General features: G+C 62.7%; 14 protein-coding genes. 10 read left to right on the forward strand and 4 right to left on the reverse strand.

From position 1 onward, the window contains the following. The first annotated feature begins 104 nt into the window (after positions 1–104). Both olsB and ACF8R3_RS20805 read left to right on the forward strand, forming a co-directional pair. On the forward strand, positions 105–860 hold the full coding sequence (olsB, locus tag ACF8R3_RS20800; protein ID WP_392516081.1) for an L-ornithine N(alpha)-acyltransferase: 756 nt from the start codon (positions 105–107) through the stop codon (positions 858–860). Further along, entirely contained in the window at positions 857–1,648 is a 792-nt protein-coding gene (locus ACF8R3_RS20805) for a lysophospholipid acyltransferase family protein (protein ID WP_392516082.1), read from the forward strand. The genes olsB and ACF8R3_RS20805 overlap by 4 nt, the downstream gene beginning before the upstream one ends. Positions 1,649–1,684: 36 nt before the next feature. On the opposite strand, the gene ACF8R3_RS20810 is transcribed toward ACF8R3_RS20805, so the two are convergent. After that, complete coding sequence (locus tag ACF8R3_RS20810; RefSeq protein ID WP_196126406.1) at positions 1,685–2,281, reverse strand: ACP phosphodiesterase; 597 nt, start codon at positions 2,279–2,281, stop codon at positions 1,685–1,687. 113 nt (positions 2,282–2,394) lie between these two features. Here ACF8R3_RS20810 and ACF8R3_RS20815 point away from each other — a divergent pair, with 113 nt between their 5' ends. Continuing rightward, positions 2,395–3,444 carry an alkene reductase gene (locus ACF8R3_RS20815; RefSeq protein ID WP_392516083.1) on the forward strand — a complete coding sequence of 350 codons (1,050 nt, stop codon included), beginning with the start codon at positions 2,395–2,397 and terminating at the stop codon, positions 3,442–3,444. A 42-nt stretch (positions 3,445–3,486) separates the two neighbouring features. Here ACF8R3_RS20815 and ACF8R3_RS20820 read toward each other — a convergent pair whose 3' ends face one another. The 3 genes from ACF8R3_RS20820 to ACF8R3_RS20830 form a co-directional block, all read right to left on the reverse strand. Beyond that, entirely contained in the window at positions 3,487–4,317 is an 831-nt protein-coding gene (locus ACF8R3_RS20820) for a hypothetical protein (protein ID WP_058637135.1), read from the reverse strand. An 82-nt stretch (positions 4,318–4,399) separates the two neighbouring features. Further along, positions 4,400–5,395, reverse strand: a complete 996-nt coding sequence (locus tag ACF8R3_RS20825; protein ID WP_058637136.1) for an NAD(P)-dependent oxidoreductase — start codon at positions 5,393–5,395, stop codon at positions 4,400–4,402. Between the two features lie 50 nt (positions 5,396–5,445). Next, positions 5,446–6,336, reverse strand: coding sequence for a LysR family transcriptional regulator ArgP (locus ACF8R3_RS20830; RefSeq protein ID WP_058637137.1), 891 nt, complete (start codon positions 6,334–6,336; stop codon positions 5,446–5,448). Between the two features lie 91 nt (positions 6,337–6,427). Between ACF8R3_RS20830 and ACF8R3_RS20835 the strand changes: the two genes are divergently transcribed. From ACF8R3_RS20835 to ACF8R3_RS20865, 7 genes are all read left to right on the forward strand, one after another. Next, positions 6,428–7,027 (forward strand): LysE/ArgO family amino acid transporter, encoded by a 600-nt coding sequence (locus ACF8R3_RS20835; RefSeq protein WP_058603268.1) that lies wholly within the window; start codon positions 6,428–6,430, stop codon positions 7,025–7,027. 250 nt (positions 7,028–7,277) lie between these two features. Continuing rightward, positions 7,278–7,874 (forward strand): superoxide dismutase, encoded by a 597-nt coding sequence (locus tag ACF8R3_RS20840; RefSeq protein WP_023534404.1) that lies wholly within the window; start codon positions 7,278–7,280, stop codon positions 7,872–7,874. Between the two features lie 234 nt (positions 7,875–8,108). Further along, positions 8,109–10,163, forward strand: a complete 2,055-nt coding sequence (locus ACF8R3_RS20845) for a putative bifunctional diguanylate cyclase/phosphodiesterase (protein ID WP_392516084.1) — start codon at positions 8,109–8,111, stop codon at positions 10,161–10,163. A gap of 151 nt (positions 10,164–10,314) precedes the next feature. Further along, positions 10,315–11,652: an imelysin family protein gene (locus ACF8R3_RS20850; protein WP_392516085.1), complete on the forward strand. Its 1,338-nt coding sequence runs from the start codon at positions 10,315–10,317 to the stop codon at positions 11,650–11,652. A 207-nt stretch (positions 11,653–11,859) separates the two neighbouring features. After that, positions 11,860–13,287: a di-heme oxidoredictase family protein gene (locus ACF8R3_RS20855; protein WP_392516086.1), complete on the forward strand. Its 1,428-nt coding sequence runs from the start codon at positions 11,860–11,862 to the stop codon at positions 13,285–13,287. 19 nt (positions 13,288–13,306) lie between these two features. After that, positions 13,307–14,371 carry an imelysin family protein gene (locus tag ACF8R3_RS20860; protein ID WP_196127514.1) on the forward strand — a complete coding sequence of 355 codons (1,065 nt, stop codon included), beginning with the start codon at positions 13,307–13,309 and terminating at the stop codon, positions 14,369–14,371. A gap of 2 nt (positions 14,372–14,373) precedes the next feature. Next, positions 14,374–15,471, forward strand: coding sequence for a DUF1513 domain-containing protein (locus ACF8R3_RS20865; protein WP_078478042.1), 1,098 nt, complete (start codon positions 14,374–14,376; stop codon positions 15,469–15,471). Positions 15,472–15,485 lie beyond the last annotated feature (14 nt).

A 15,485-nucleotide genomic window follows, 5' to 3' on the forward strand; every position in this document is an offset into this window, starting at 1 on the left:
CATCATCGAACCTTCATCGCCATGACATCCCGTGTTTCTAGCCTGAACGCGCACATAAAAGCCTACCGGCCACCCTTGCATGGCTGGTTTTATGGAGACTCGTAATGACGCGAATCGCTCATGTTGCCGACACCTGCACCGGACACCGCCTGCACGCCGAGCGCCTGATGGGTCACGCCGCGTTGCGGGAGGCTCAGGCCCTGCGCTATCAGGTCTTCAGCGAAGCGTTCGATGCAAGGTTCAAGGGTGCCGAGCACGGCCTGGACCAGGACGAATTTGACCCGCACTGCCGCCATATCGGCGTACGCGATGTCACCAGCGGACGGCTGGTGGCCACCACGCGACTGCTCGACCACGAGGCGGCCAGCAACCTGGGCCGCTTCTACAGCGAGGAGGGGTTCAGCCTGCAAGGGCTGCTGCAACTCCAGGGCCCCATCCTGGAAGTGGGTCGTACCTGTGTGGCCGCGCCGTACCGCAACGGGGGCACCATTGCCACGCTCTGGAGCGAGCTGGCCGACGTACTCAACGAAGGCGGTTATCGCTACCTGATGGGTTGCGCCAGCATCTCGATGCAGGACGGCGGGGTGCAGGCGCATGCCGTCATGCAACGCCTGCGCGAACGCCACCTGTGCACCCAGGACCTGCGTGCCGAACCCCGCAATCCGCTGCCGCCGCTGACGTTGCCGGATAACGTGAGCGCCCAGATGCCGGCCTTGCTCAAGGCCTACATGCGCCTGGGCGCCAAGGTCTGTGGCGAACCGTGCTGGGATGAAGACTTTCAGGTCGCCGATGTGTTCATCCTGCTCAAGCGCGAGGCGCTGTGCCCGCGCTACGCCCGTCACTTCAAGGCCGCTGTGTGAGGGGCCGTCTTCGGCAGGTGGGGCGCCTGATTCACCTGCTGCTGGTGGTGGTGCTGGGGCTGCTGATGGCCAACCTGCTCGTCATCGGGATGCACCTTGGCATCAAAACCTCGCTCGAACGCCGGCAACGCTGGACCCGGCTGTTCATGCGGCGCCTGGTAGCAGTACTGCCCTTCGAAGTCTGCGTGACGGGCAAGCTGCCGAGCACGCCCATGCTGTGGGTCGGCAACCATGTGTCCTGGACCGACATCCCCCTGCTGGGCATGCTCGCGCCTATGTCGTTTCTGTCCAAGGCGGAGGTCCGGCACTGGCCGCTTGCCGGGTGGCTGGCCGAGCAGGCAGGCACCCTGTTCATCAGGCGCGGCGCCGGCGATGGGCAGCAGCTACGCGTGCAGATCGGCCAGCAGTTGGTCACAGGCCACCCCCTGCTGCTGTTCCCCGAAGGCACGACCACCGACGGGCACCAGCTCAGGACCTTTCATGGGCGCCTGTTGGCGGCAGCCATCGACCAGGGCATCGCCGTGCAACCGGTGGCCATCCAATACCAGCGGCGGGGCCAGATCGACTCCTTGGCGCCCTTCGTGGGGGATGATGATCTAGTGTCACACCTGCTGCGGTTGCTGGCACAACCTCGCGGCCAAGTGCGCATTCACCTGCTCGATCCACTGACAAGTCATGGCAAGGGCCGCACGCTGCTGGCGCTCCAGGCCCAGCGTTCGATCCATCAGGCGCTCTACGGCACACCAGAGCCACCGGTACTTCACAGGCCGTGTGCGACCGCCACCTGAACGCAGCGCCCTGGCGCCAACCACGCGGCAGATCAGTCAATCCACGAGCGGGCCGGCCTGTGCCCGATGACTGGCAGCAAAGGCTTGTACCAGGGGGTAGAACGCGCGGAAATCATCGAGCAACGGCATGTACAGGCGATCAAGTTCCTCCATGACCCCTGCCAAGCCTTCAGGCCGTGACAAGCGCCGGGCGATCCCGGCGAACACCTGTTCTAGCGTGGCGAAGTCAGCATAGGAGCCCAGCCAGTCAGACTGCGCCATGGAAGGCGCGATGTGGGCCAACCGGCCCGGCAGCGCGGGCTCGGCCAACAGCACCTGATAGAACCCATGGGTGAACTGACGCAGCGGCTGGCGCCCATATTCAGGCCAGTGACGCGCCAGGCAGTGGTCGAAGAAGACGTCCAGCGCAATCCCCGCAAACCGGCGTCGCACCTGCGTAAAACGCGCCAGGGAGGCCAGCACGACAGGGTGCGTGTCAGTGAAACTGTCGATGTGCCGGTGCAGGCGGATGGACGCCTCGATTTGCGGCGCGAACCGCCCTTCCAGCGAGCCTTTGACGAAGTCCCCGTAGAGGCTGCCCAGCAACTGCTGTGGGGCTGGTCCCCCAAGGTGAAGGTGTGCAAGATAATTCATGGCGCCAGTCTATCACTTGCCTGGAATGCATCGCCGCCGAGCGATATACCGTCTGGCTATCTGTTCGGAACACTTAAAGCTTTGCGACTCCCTTTGACTCTCAGGTATCCGTCATGACCACGCTATTCGATCCAATCACCCTGGGCGACCTGGAACTGCCCAATCGCATCATCATGGCCCCACTCACCCGCTGCCGCGCAGACGCCGGCCGCGTGCCGAACGCACTGATGGCCGAATACTATGTGCAACGTGCCAGTGCCGGCCTGATCATCAGCGAGGCGACCTCGGTCAGCTCCATGGGCGTGGGCTACCCGGACACGCCGGGCATATGGAGCGCTGAACAGGTCAGGGGCTGGACCAATGTCACCAATGCCGTGCATGCCGCTGGCGGCCGAATCTTCTTGCAGCTGTGGCATGTGGGCCGCATTTCCCATCCACGCTACCTCGATGGCCAGTTACCGGTCGCACCCAGCGCTATCCAACCCAAGGGGCACGTGAGTCTGGTTCGCCCGCTCAGCGACTACCCCACGCCTCGGGCGCTGGATACCGAAGAGATCAGCGACATCGTCGAGGCCTTCCGCACGGGCGCCGAAAACGCCAAGGCCGCAGGCTTTGACGGCGTCGAGATTCATGGCGCCAACGGCTATCTGCTCGACCAGTTCCTGCAAAGCAGCACCAACCAGCGTACTGACGCGTACGGCGGCTCGCTGGAAAACCGGGCCCGCCTGCTGCTGGAGATCACCGACGCCGTAGTCCAGGTATGGGGAGCGCAGCGCGTCGGGATGCACTTGGCGCCGCGCGCCGATGCCCACGACATGGGCGATACCGACCGTGCCCAGACCTTCACGTATGTGGCGCGGGAGTTGGGCAAGCGGGGCATTGCCTTCATCTGCTCACGGGAACGTGAGCGCGACGACAGCCTTGGCCCTGCACTCAAAGCAGCATTTGGCGGCGTCTATATCGTCAACGAAGGTTTCGACAAGGCCAGTGCCAATGCGGCCTTGGCCAATGGCAAGGCTGATGCCGTGGCCTTTGGCGTGCCGTTCATCGCCAACCCGGACTTGCCTGCACGCCTGGCTGGCGATGCGCCATTGAACGAAGCTCACCCAGAAACGTTCTATGGCCAAGGTCCGGTGGGGTACATCGATTACCCACGCCTGTAAGGCCTTAGACAGGGGCCAGGACCCGGCCCCTGTCCTTCCCGGTCAAGGCTTGGCGTTGATCTGCTGTTGCAGGTTCTGCAACTGGCTCTGGACGTTGTTCAGGTTACGGGTCATCTGACCACGAAACGCGTCGAACTCCTGCACCGATGCGCCACCGCCGGCCGTGGTATTGGGGCGGTTGTCCAGCTGGCTTTTGAGCACCAGCACATCCTGCTCCAGGCTTTCGATGGCGGCCTTGGGGTTGCCTTGTTTTTTCAGCGCCGCCACTTCCTCGCTCAGGCTCTTGAGTTGCCCGTCGAGCTTGCCCCCATCGACCTGGCCCGACTTGAGCGCTGCCAACTCGCCGTTCACCGCCTTCAACTGCGCCTGCAACTGCGTTTGCAGTTCTGTCACCGCCCTCTGCTGTTCACGGGTGTCGGCCAGGACCTGCTCCAGGCGCTTGCCAAGGTCCCCGGCCTGGCCCGCCACACCCGCCTGCTGCTTGCCCTGTTCGGCCAGACTGGCCTGCAACTGGCTGATCTGCTGTTTGAGGGCTTCACTGCCACTGTTGTTGGACGAGGCGCTGGCTTCGACCTTGCCGCTGATCGCTTGCAATCGCCCTGCCGCGTCTTCGCTGATGCGCGCGAAGCTCTCCTGGGTGGCGACCAGTTGCTGCTCCATCAGGGAGATCTGCCGATAGCTCCACCACCCTAGACAACCCAGGGCGATGAACGCGGCCACCAGCATCGCCCACAACGGGCCGGTGCTCGGTGGCCTGGTCGCTTGACGACGACTGCGCGGGACATGGGCCGCAAGCACCTCATCGTCGTCATCCGGCGTCCCTGCGCGCAAGGCCGGTACATCATCGAAATCATCGCGAGCATCAAAGCGCATGAGCATCCCACCACAGAGGTTGCAAATAAGCGGGATTATAAACCGCGCACGCAGCCAGGTGATGCCCGACGTCGTGGTGCGCTTACCGGCCAGACGGCTGGTGTTTCCACCAGGTGCAGAATTCGTCCAATGCCGCCCATACGCTAGTGGTGGGCTGGTAGCCCAGGTACTGACTGGCGCGGCTGATGTCCAGGGTAAAATCGCGACTCATCACCTGCATGGCCAGGCGTGACAGCGTAGGCTCGGGCCGGCCCGGCCATAGGGCGCACGCCGCCTCGTTGAGCGCGGCCAGGCCGTAGGCCAGCCCATAGCCTCGGTAGCGGGTGACCTGGGGGAGCTGAAGCTGACGCAGGACATAGTTGATCACGTCCCATAGCGGCAAGGGCTGGCCATTGCTGATGTTGTACGCTTGCCCAAGCGCGCGCCCGTCAGCGAACACTGCGCTGTACAGCGCTTCGTTCAGGTTGTGAATACTGGTGAAGTCAACTTTGTTCAAGCCGTTGCCGATAATTGCCAGCCTGCCTTTGCGTTGCAGGTGCACCAGCCGCGGCAGCAGGCTCGTATCGCCTGCACCGATGACGAAACGTGGGCGCAGCGCCAATACTTCGAGGCCAAACTCCTGGGCACCGAAAACCTTCTGTTCGGCAATGAACTTGGTCCTGGCGTAGTGATTGGCAAACCGGCCGGGCACCTGATCCTCGCCAATGGCCATGCGTGAACGACCATTGAAGTAGATCGACGGCGAGGACAGGTGCACAAGACGACGTACGTGTTCCTTCAGGCAGCCTTCGACGACGTTCTCGGTGACCACCACGTTGCCCTGGGCGAACGTCTGATAGGGCCCCCAGTGCCCCACAGCACCGGCGCAATGCACCACGGCCTCGACGCCCTGGCACAGGCGCCGGGCCAATTCCGCGTCGCCAAGGTCGCCCGGGATGAACTGCGCGCCACGCCGCACCAGATGCTCCACACCTTCGGCACGTCGGCCACTGACCCGCACATCCAGCCCCCGCTCCAGGGCCAGCCGAGCGAAACGCCCGCCGATGAAGCCACTCGCGCCAGTGACCAGAATTCGCATGTAACACTCCGCCTTGCCTGATGTTCAGAAGCCTTTGACGCCCTTCGGCGCTACAACGGCACCAGCCAGTGGTGGGCGCTGTGGCGCAGGTGGTCGGTCAGCTGTGCCAGCAGTTGCCCGCCGTTACGCCAATGATGCCAGTACAACGGTACGTCGATCGGGGTATCGCTGCAGATTTCCACCAATTGGCCGCTTGCCAGTTGCTCGCGGGCCTGCAACTCCGGCACCAGCCCCCAACCCAACCCCGCTTCGGTCATGCGCAAAAAGCCTTCGGAAGAGGGGCACAAATGATGCAGAAAACCGTCCTGCATACCTAAAGAGGCCAAGTAGCGGTGCTGTAGAAAATCGTCGGGGCCATAGACGATTGCGGGCGTGCGAGCCAGGCGGCAGGCATCGAAGCCTTGGGCAAAATGCTGCTTCATGAAGGCAGGGCTGGCCAATGCCCGATAACGCATTGCCCCCAGGGCCAGGCTGCGGGCGCCGGCCACTGGGCGTTCGCTGCCGCACAGGCAGGCGGCCACGTCACCGGCGCGCATGCGCTTGAGACCTACTTCCTGGTCCTCGACTACCAGATCGGTAAGCACCTTGTGCTCGGCACAGAATTGCCCCACTGCGCCGGCCCACCACGTGGCCAGGCTATCGGCATTGAGCGCGATGCGCAGACGTTCCGGCATACCCCCGTCTTCGAGCGCGGGTACTTGGCGCTGCAAGTCGCGCTCTAGCAGGCGCACCTGCTGCACATGGTTGAGCAATTGCCGGCCTACCTCCGTCGGGCCAGGCGGAGCAATGCGAACCAGTACCGGCTGCCCCACGCGCGCCTCCAGCAACTTGATGCGCTGCGACACGGCCGATTGGGACAGGCCCAGCACCTGCGCTGCACGCTCGAAGCCGCCTTGCTCGACGACGGCAGCGAGGGCCGCAAGCAACTTGTAGTCGAACATCGATTTTCCTAATGACCGGTGAGCTTTATTGATTTTTCTTATAACCCGCAAGTTGTCACACTGGCCAGCATCTTTCGAGGAGTCGTCTTCCATGTGGCAGAGTTATCTCAATGGCCTGCTGGTCGCCCTGGGCCTGATCATGGCCATTGGCACGCAGAACGCATTCGTTCTGGCGCAAAGCCTGCGCCGCGAGCATCACTTGCCGGTAGCGGCGCTGTGCATCCTGTGTGATGCCCTGTTGGTCGCCGCAGGTGTGTTCGGTCTTGCCACGGCCTTGGCCCATAATCCGACGCTGCTGAGCGTTGCCCGCTGGGGGGGCGCGGTATTCCTCATCTGGTACGGGATCAAAGCCCTGCGCAGTGCCTTCTCCGACCAGAGCCTGCAGCACCAGCAGGGCCAGGGCATGCGTTCACGGCGGGCCGTGCTGCTCAGTGCCCTGGCGGTCACCTTGCTCAACCCCCACGTCTATCTTGACACTGTGCTACTGATCGGCTCGCTCGGGGCCCAGCAGACGGCGCCAGGGGCCTACGTGGCGGGGGCTGCCAGCGCCTCGCTGCTATGGTTCTCGACCCTGGCGATCGGGGCGGCATGGCTGGCTCCCTGGCTGGCACGGCCAGGCACCTGGCGTCTGTTGGACCTGATGGTGGCCGTGATGATGTTTGCCGTGGCAGCGCAACTGATCTTCAACTGATCATTCGAGCCCAGGGTGCCAGCGCGTGACGTCCCTGCCCATCCTGCCTGGAAACGACCGCCACCGGTCGCTGCCCGCCAAGGCACCTGGAACCTCTAATCCCTATGTTTGTTGCGTGGTTATGCGCCAAGGCTTGGTGCTATGATCCAGCCCTTGCGTCGCAAAGAGTACAAACTCGCCGACGCACATAGGGCCGCCCGTGATCGGCCCTGCGCAAACCGCGAACTAGACCTGAATCAGGAGATCTACCATGGCTTTTGAATTGCCGCCGCTGCCCTACGCCCACGATGCCCTGCAGCCGCACATCTCCAAGGAAACCCTGGAGTATCACCACGACAAGCACCACAACACCTATGTCGTGAACCTGAACAACCTGGTACCGGGCACCGAATTCGAAGGCAAGACCCTGGAAGAGATCGTCACCTCTTCGTCGGGTGGCATCTTCAACAACGCCGCTCAAGTGTGGAACCACACCTTCTACTGGAACTGCCTGTCGCCAAACGGCGGCGGCCAGCCGACCGGCGCCCTGGCAGAAGCCATCAACACCGCTTTCGGTTCCTTCGACAAGTTCAAGGAAGAGTTCACCAAGACGTCCGTCGGCACCTTCGGTTCCGGCTGGGGCTGGCTGGTCAAGAAAGCGGATGGTTCCCTGGCGCTGGCCAGCACCATCGGTGCCGGCAACCCGCTGACCAGCGGCGACACTCCGCTGCTGACCTGCGATGTCTGGGAACACGCCTACTACATCGACTACCGCAACCTGCGTCCAAAGTATGTCGAGGCGTTCTGGAACCTGGTCAACTGGGCCTTCGTGGCTGAGCAGTTCGAAGGCAAGACCTTCAAGGCCTGAGTCCAGCACTGTTCTTGAAGCCCGGCCACGTGCCGGGCTTTTTCATGCCTGCTACTGGACGATGCCGCACTTGCTCAGCGTGCATAGCGCGCTAACATCAAATTTCCGGTTTCTTGACGACGCCCACTCAAGTTACCCAGGGCTTCAACCGATACACTGCTAATGACCGTCCCGTAGTGAAAGGTCATGATTGATGGCAAAATAATGTCATTTGCATGGATTAAGGAACCTCCATTGAAGCTGGAATTGCGTAACAGCTTGTCGGCCAAGTTGCTCAGGGTCGTGCTCCTGGCGGCGCTAGCGGTCGGCGTCGTGCTCAGCTGTGCGCAAATCGTCTATGACACCTACAAGACCCGCCAGGCCGTCAACAATGACGCCCAGCGCATTCTTGACATGTTCCGCGATCCTTCTACACAGGCGGTCTACAGCCTGGACCGTGAAATGGGCATGCAGGTCATGGAAGGTCTGTTTCAGGACGAGTCGGTGCGAATGGCCTCCATCGGTCACCCCAACGAAACCATGCTGGCAGAAAAGTCCAGGCCGTTGCAGGACATGCCCCTGCGCTGGCTCACCGATCTGATTCTTGGCCAGGAGCGTACCTACACCACGCAGCTGGTAGGCCGGGGGCCCTACAGTGAATATTACGGCGACCTCAACATCACCCTCGACACGGCCGCCTATGGCGAAGACTTTCTGATCAACGCCGTGATCATCTTCATCTCCGGCGTGCTTCGGGCGCTTGCCATGGGGCTGGTGCTGTACCTGGTCTACCACTGGCTGTTGACTAAGCCACTCTCCAAAATCATCGAACACCTCACCCAGATCAATCCAGACCGCCCCAGCCAGCATCAGATCCCACTGATAAGGGGCCATGAGAAGAACGAACTGGGCCTTTGGGTGAACACCGCCAACCAGTTGCTGGCATCGATCGAACGCAATACCCACCTGCGCCATGAGGCCGAGAACAGTCTGCAGCGCATGGCCCAGTACGACTTCCTCACCGGCCTGCCCAATCGCCAGCAACTGCAGCAGCAACTGGACAAGATCCTGGTGGACGGTGGGCGCCTGCAACATCGAGTGGCCGTGCTCTGTGTAGGCCTTGACGACTTCAAGGGCATCAACGAGCAGTTCACCTATCAGGTCGGTGATCAGCTGCTGCTGGCCCTGGCCGATCGTCTGAGGGCCCACAGCGGACGCTTGGGCGCGCTGGCGCGGCTGGGGGGCGACCAGTTCGCCCTGGTGCAGGCCAACATCGAACAGCCCTACGAAGCGGCAGAGCTTGCGCAAAGCATCCTGGACGACCTGGAGGTGCCTTTCGACCTGGACCACCACCAGCAGATCCGCCTGCGCGCCACCATTGGCATCACCCTGTTCCCGGAAGACGGCGACAGCACCGAGAAGCTCCTGCAAAAAGCCGAGCAGACCATGACCCTGGCCAAGGCGCGTTCACGCAATCGCTACCAGTTCTACATCGCCAGCGTGGACACCGAGATGCGCCGGCGCCGCGAACTGGAAAAGGACCTGCGCGAGGCCCTGCCACGCAACCAGCTGTACCTGGTCTACCAACCGCAGATCAGCTATTGCGATCATCGCGTTGTAGGGGTCGAGGCGTTGCTGCGCTGGCAGCATCCGGAACTGGGCATGGTGCCGCCCGATCAGTTCATACCGCTGGCCGAACAGAACGGCAGCATCATCGGGATCGGCGAGTGGGTGCTGGATCAGGCCTGCCGGCAGTTGCGCGAATGGCACGACCTGGGCTTCAGCGAGCTGCGCATGGCGGTCAACCTGTCCACTGTGCAACTTCACCACAGCGAACTGCCGCGGGTGGTGAACAATCTGCTCCAGGCCTATCGCCTGCCTCCGCGCAGCCTGGAACTGGAGGTGACCGAAACCGGCCTGATGGAGGACATCAGCACCGCAGCCCAGCACTTGCTGAGCCTGCGGCGTTCGGGCGCCCTGATCGCCATCGACGACTTCGGTACTGGGTACTCGTCTTTGAGCTACCTCAAGTCCTTGCCCTTGGACAAGATCAAGATCGACAAGAGCTTCGTGCAGGACCTGCTCGATGACGACGATGACGCGACCATCGTGCGCGCCATCATTCAGTTGGGCAAAAGCCTGGGCATGCAGGTCATTGCCGAAGGCGTGGAAACCGCCGAACAGGAAGCCTACATCATTGCCCAAGGCTGCCACGAGGGCCAGGGCTACCACTACAGCAAGCCGCTGTCGGCCCGGGAACTGACCAGCTTCCTCAGGCAGGCCCAGCGCAATCAGGTTTCCATGCTCTGAATGCACAGGTGAAACGCCGTGACCTGCTTTTACATGAATCGCAGGCTGAACCCTTTACAGCAAATGCAAATCTTTCGCATGATGTGTCGGTTCAGCGTGCCATCGCGCACGGTTCACCCATGGTCCAACCACACGACGCAGGAAACCAACAATGATTCGAATGCCCCTGGCCTCTGCCAGTCTGCTGGCCATTGCCATCGCTCTCGCCGGTTGCGGTGAAGGCAAGGACGACAAGGCCGCCGCGCCGCAAGCCCAGGCTCCCGCTGCCGCCAGCACCCCTGCAGCAACGCCAGGGGCTGTCGACGAAGCCGCTGCCAAGGCCGTGGTCAAGCACTACGCCGAGATGGTCCATGCCGTGTACAGCGACTCGCTGAGCACCGCCAAGACCCTGCAGGCCGCCGTCGACGCATTCCTCGCCACGCCCAACGATCAGACGCTCAAGGCCGCCAGGGACGCCTGGGTCGCTGCGCGCGTGCCCTACCTGCAAAGCGAAGTGTTCCGCTTCGGCAACACCATCATCGACGACTGGGAAGGCCAGGTGAACGCCTGGCCCCTGGACGAAGGCCTGATCGACTACGTCGACACCAGCTACGAGCACGCCCTGGGTAACCCGGCAGCCAGCGCCAACATCATCGCCAACACCGAGATCCAGGTGGGCGAAGAGAAAATCGACGTCAAGGACATCACCCCCGAGAAGTTGGCCAGCCTCAACGAACTGGGCGGCTCCGAAGCCAACGTCGCCACCGGCTACCACGCCATCGAATTCCTGCTGTGGGGCCAGGACCTGAACGGTACCGGCCCAGGTGCGGGTAATCGTCCGGCGTCGGACTACCTCGAAGGCGAGGGCGCCACGGGTGGCCACAACGACCGCCGCCGCGCCTACCTCAAGGCGGTCACCGACCTTCTGGTCGCCGACCTTGACGAGATGGTGGCCAACTGGGCGCCGAACGTGGCCGACAACTATCGCGCCAAGCTCGAAGGCGCGCCTGCCACCGACGGCTTGCGCAAGATGCTGTTCGGCATGGGCAGCCTTTCGCTCGGTGAGCTGGCTGGCGAGCGTATGAAGGTGTCCCTGGAGGCGAACTCGCCCGAGGACGAGCACGACTGCTTCAGCGACAACACCCATTACTCGCATTTCTACGATGCCAAGGGCATTCGCAATGTCTACCTGGGCGAGTACACCCGCCCTGATGGTACCAAGCTGACCGGGCCTAGCCTGTCTTCACTGGTGGCCAAGGCCGACCCTGCTGCCGATGCGACCCTGCGCGCAGACCTGGAAGCCACCGAAGCGAAGATCCAGGTGATCGTCGACCACGCCCTCAAGGGCGAGCACTATGACCAACTGATCGCCGCCGACAACGCCGCCGGCAACCAGATCGTGCGTGATGCGATTGCAGCCCTGGTCAAGCAGACCGGTGCCATCGAACAGGCCGCCGGCAAACTGGGCATCGACAACCTGAACCCCGACACAGCCGACCACGAATTCTGATCCCATCTGGTGCGGCACCCGACGCCCGGCCTTGAGCCGGGCGTTTTCATGTCTGGGCCGTAGAGGGGTTAAACCATGGCCAGCATTACTTACGACAGGAGCACTCACGTCGACGATTTCATCTAGCAAACGCAAATTGCTCTTATTCAATGATCCTGGGCCTGATAAGCTTGCACGCCGGATTTTCGTTCAGGCCCAGCATTCTTCATGTCCCTGCCGCTGTCCCGACTTGCCCCTCTGCTGCTGGTCTTTGCCCTCTCCGCCTGTGACGACGCCCCGCGTTTTACCCAGGCCGAGCCGGGCGAAGCGCTGTCAGGTGGCAAGACGACCGTGTTGCGCAGTGACCGCAATGCGTATTCGCTGCCCGCCGCCAACCTCTCCCATGAGCGGCGCCTGGACTTTGCAGTAGGCAACAGCTTCTTTCGCAACCCTTGGGTCATCGCCCCCTCCACCACCACGGCGCGCGACGGCCTGGGCCCCTTGTTCAACACCAACGCCTGCCAGAACTGCCATGTGCGCGACGGGCGCGGTCACCCACCCGCGGCAAATGCCAGCAATGCGGTCGGCATGCTCGTGCGCCTGTCGATACCTGACCAACCCTACCTGGCCAAGGTCATCGAACGGCTGGGGGTGGTACCGGAACCTGTATACGGCACTCAGCTTCAGGACATGGCCATCCCTGGCGTGGCGCCTGAAGGCAAGGTGCGCATGACCTACACCGCGCAGACGGTCTCGTTCAAGGATGGCCACCAGGTCGAGCTGCGCATGCCGGCGTTGCAGATCACCCAACTGGGCTACGGGGCCATGCACCCGGACACGCGCTTTTCGGCGCGCGTGGCGCCACCGATGATCGGCCTGGGCCTGCTCGAGGCGATTCCCGAGGCTGACGTATTGGCCAACGAAGACCCGGACGACCGCAATCGCGATGGGATTCGGGGACGCGCCAACCGCGTGTGGGACGATGCGCTGGGGCGCACGGTTGTCGGCCGCTTTGGGTGGAAAGCGGGCCAGCCCACTGTGAACCAGCAGAATGCGCATGCGTTCGCCGGCGACATGGGCCTGACGACGACATTGCAGCCCAACGACGACTGCACCCAGGCTCAGGTCGAATGCCGCGCCGCGCCCAATGGCGACGGCGTGGCAGGGGAAAAGGAAGTCAGTGACAACATCCTGCGCCTGGTCACCTTCTATACCCGCCACCTGGCCGTGCCGGCCCGTCGGGATGTGGCCACCCCCCAGGTGCTGGCAGGCAAGAACCTGTTCTATAAGGCCGGGTGCCAGGGTTGTCATATCCCTCAGTTCACCACCGCCAGCGATGCTGCCGAGCCGGAACTCGCCGGCCAGATCATCCGGCCCTATACCGATCTACTGCTGCATGACATGGGCCCCGGCCTTGCCGATGAACGAACCGAATTTGCCGCCAACGGCCAGGACTGGCGTACGGCCCCGCTCTGGGGAATCGGCCTGAGCGAAACGGTCAGCGGTCACTCGCAATTTCTGCATGACGGACGCGCGCGCAACCTGCTCGAAGCGGTGCTGTGGCACGGCGGCGAAGCCCAGGCAGCACGCGATTTCGTCCTTACATTCGATGCCGAGCAGCGCGCTGCCCTGCTGGCGTTTTTGAAATCACTTTAAACATGCACAGGAGCCGGCCATGTTCCGACCCAAACTGTTGTTTACCAGCCTCGCTGCCCTGGCCCTTGGCGCCTGCTCCCCGCAGGATCCGCAGGCCGTCACCTCCGCGGCCATCGCCAAGCAGGTGATCCTGCCCACCTACAGCCGCTGGGTCGAAGCCGATCGCATGCTGGCCGCCAGCGCCCTGGCGTTCTGCGAAGGCAAGGAAACCCTGGAAAAGGCGCGTGCCGATTTCCTCAATGCGCAAAAGGCCTGGGCTGAGCTGCAACCCTTGCTGGTGGGCCCGCTGGCCGAGGGCAACCGTGCATGGCAAGTACAGTTCTGGCCTGACAAGAAGAACCTGGTCGGCCGTCAGGTCGAGCAACTGGTCAATGCGGACAAGCCTGTCGATGCGGCCTCCCTCGCCAAGGCGAGCGTTGTGGTCCGCGGTTTATCAGCCTATGAATACATCTTGTTCGACAGCAAGCCGGACATCGCCACGGCCGAGCAGAAGGCGCGTTACTGCCCGATGCTGGTGGCCATCGCCGAGCACCAGAAGGGGCTGGCCGAGGAAATCCTCAAGGGCTGGAACAGCACCGAGGGCATGCTCTCGCAGATGACCAAGTTCCCCAACCAGCGCTACGCCGATTCGCACGAAGCCATCGCCGACCTGCTGCGTGCACAGGTAACCGCTTTGGACTCGCTGAAGAAGAAGCTGGGTGCGCCCATGGGACGGCAAAGCAAAGGCATCCCACAGCCCCTGCAAGCGGAAGCCTGGCGTAGCCACAACTCCATGAATAGCCTCCAGGCCAGCCTCAAGGCGGCCCAGGCGGTTTGGGTGGGTGTGGACAATAAAGGGCTGCGCGGGCTGCTGCCAGGCGATCAGAAGGCGCTTGCGCAAAAGATAGACGATGCCTACGCCAATTCATTGAAGTTGCTGGCTGATAACCAGAAAACCTTGGGCGAGCTACTGGCCGACGACGCAGGTCAGCAGACCCTCAACCAGATCTACGACAGCCTCAACGTCGTGCACCGCCTGCATGAAGGTGAATTGGCCAAGGCGCTTAACATTCAGTTGGGCTTCAACGCCAACGACGGTGACTGATCATGCTGCGACGCCAGGCCTTGAAACTCGGTAGCGTTGTACTCAGTGCCCTCACCTTGGGCGGCTGGAGTCTTCTGCGCAAAAAAGGCAGCGAGCCCTTGCTGCTGTCGGCACGCGACGACGCCGACGGCAAGCACTATGCCGTGGGCTATCGCCTGGACGGCACCCAGGTGTTCAGTACCCAGGTGGCCCAGCGTTGCCATGCCATCATCGATCATCCGGAGCGGCCCATTGCCTTGTTCGTGGCTCGCCGCCCAGGGACTGAAAGCTACCTGGTCGACCTGCGCGACGGGAAGCTGTTGCAGACGGTGGTATCGCCGCCTGACCGGCATTTCTATGGTCATGCCGTGCTGCACAAGGACGGTCAGTGGCTGTACACCACCGAAAACGATACCCGAGACCCCGGCCGTGGCGTGCTGGGGGTTTACCGTTTCGACGACGAGCGCCTGGTGCGCACCGGCGAGCTCAGCACCCACGGCATTGGCCCGCATGAAGTCGCCTGGCTGCCGGACGGCGAAACGCTGGTGGTCGCCAACGGGGGTATCCGCACCGAGGCCGAAAGCCGAGTGGAGATGAACCTTGATGCCATGGAGCCGAGCCTGGTGCTGATGCAGCGCGACGGCACCTTATTGAGCAAGGAAACCCTGGCCCAGCAGATGAACAGTGTTCGTCACTTGGCGGTAGCCCGCGATGGCACCATTGCCGCGTGTCAGCAGTTCATGGGGGATGCCTCGGAAACTGCCGAGCTGCTGGCAATCAAACGACCAGGCCAGGCTTTCCAGGCCTTCCCAGTTCCGCACCACCAGTTACAGGCCATGGCCCAGTATACGGCCAGCGTGGCCATACACGACGAACTGCGCCTGGTGGCACTGACAGCACCACGGGCCAACCGCCTGTTCGTCTGGGACCTGGACAGCGGCGCCGTGCGTCTGGATGCGCCCATGCCCGACTGTGCCGGCGTTGGCGCGGTGAAGGACGGGTTCGTGGTGACATCGGGCCAAGGCCGCTGCCGGTTCTATGATTGCCGCAAGCACCAGCTCGTCGGCCAGCCCCTGAACCTGCCTTCAGGCTTCTGGGACAATCACCTGCATGTGATCTGAAACGGGCGTCAGGC

The organism is Pseudomonas sp. FYR_7 (assembly GCF_043106155.1).
GTDB lineage: Bacteria > Pseudomonadota > Gammaproteobacteria > Pseudomonadales > Pseudomonadaceae > Aquipseudomonas > Aquipseudomonas parafulva_B.

What these genes read in the sequence shown, in the direction of transcription:
- olsB (WP_392516081.1), top strand. Translation starts at nt 105, where the DNA reads ATGACGCGAATCGCTCATGTTGCCGACACCTGCACCGGACACCGCCTG.
- ACF8R3_RS20810 (WP_196126406.1), bottom strand. Translation starts at nt 2,281, where the DNA reads ATGAATTATCTTGCACACCTTCACCTTGGGGGACCAGCCCCACAGCAG.
- ACF8R3_RS20815 (WP_392516083.1), top strand. Translation starts at nt 2,395, where the DNA reads ATGACCACGCTATTCGATCCAATCACCCTGGGCGACCTGGAACTGCCC.
- ACF8R3_RS20820 (WP_058637135.1), bottom strand. Translation starts at nt 4,317, where the DNA reads ATGCGCTTTGATGCTCGCGATGATTTCGATGATGTACCGGCCTTGCGC.
- ACF8R3_RS20825 (WP_058637136.1), bottom strand. Translation starts at nt 5,395, where the DNA reads ATGCGAATTCTGGTCACTGGCGCGAGTGGCTTCATCGGCGGGCGTTTC.
- ACF8R3_RS20830 (WP_058637137.1), bottom strand. Translation starts at nt 6,336, where the DNA reads ATGTTCGACTACAAGTTGCTTGCGGCCCTCGCTGCCGTCGTCGAGCAA.
- ACF8R3_RS20835 (WP_058603268.1), top strand. Translation starts at nt 6,428, where the DNA reads ATGTGGCAGAGTTATCTCAATGGCCTGCTGGTCGCCCTGGGCCTGATC.
- ACF8R3_RS20840 (WP_023534404.1), top strand. Translation starts at nt 7,278, where the DNA reads ATGGCTTTTGAATTGCCGCCGCTGCCCTACGCCCACGATGCCCTGCAG.
- ACF8R3_RS20850 (WP_392516085.1), top strand. Translation starts at nt 10,315, where the DNA reads ATGATTCGAATGCCCCTGGCCTCTGCCAGTCTGCTGGCCATTGCCATC.
- ACF8R3_RS20855 (WP_392516086.1), top strand. Translation starts at nt 11,860, where the DNA reads ATGTCCCTGCCGCTGTCCCGACTTGCCCCTCTGCTGCTGGTCTTTGCC.
- ACF8R3_RS20860 (WP_196127514.1), top strand. Translation starts at nt 13,307, where the DNA reads ATGTTCCGACCCAAACTGTTGTTTACCAGCCTCGCTGCCCTGGCCCTT.
- ACF8R3_RS20865 (WP_078478042.1), top strand. Translation starts at nt 14,374, where the DNA reads ATGCTGCGACGCCAGGCCTTGAAACTCGGTAGCGTTGTACTCAGTGCC.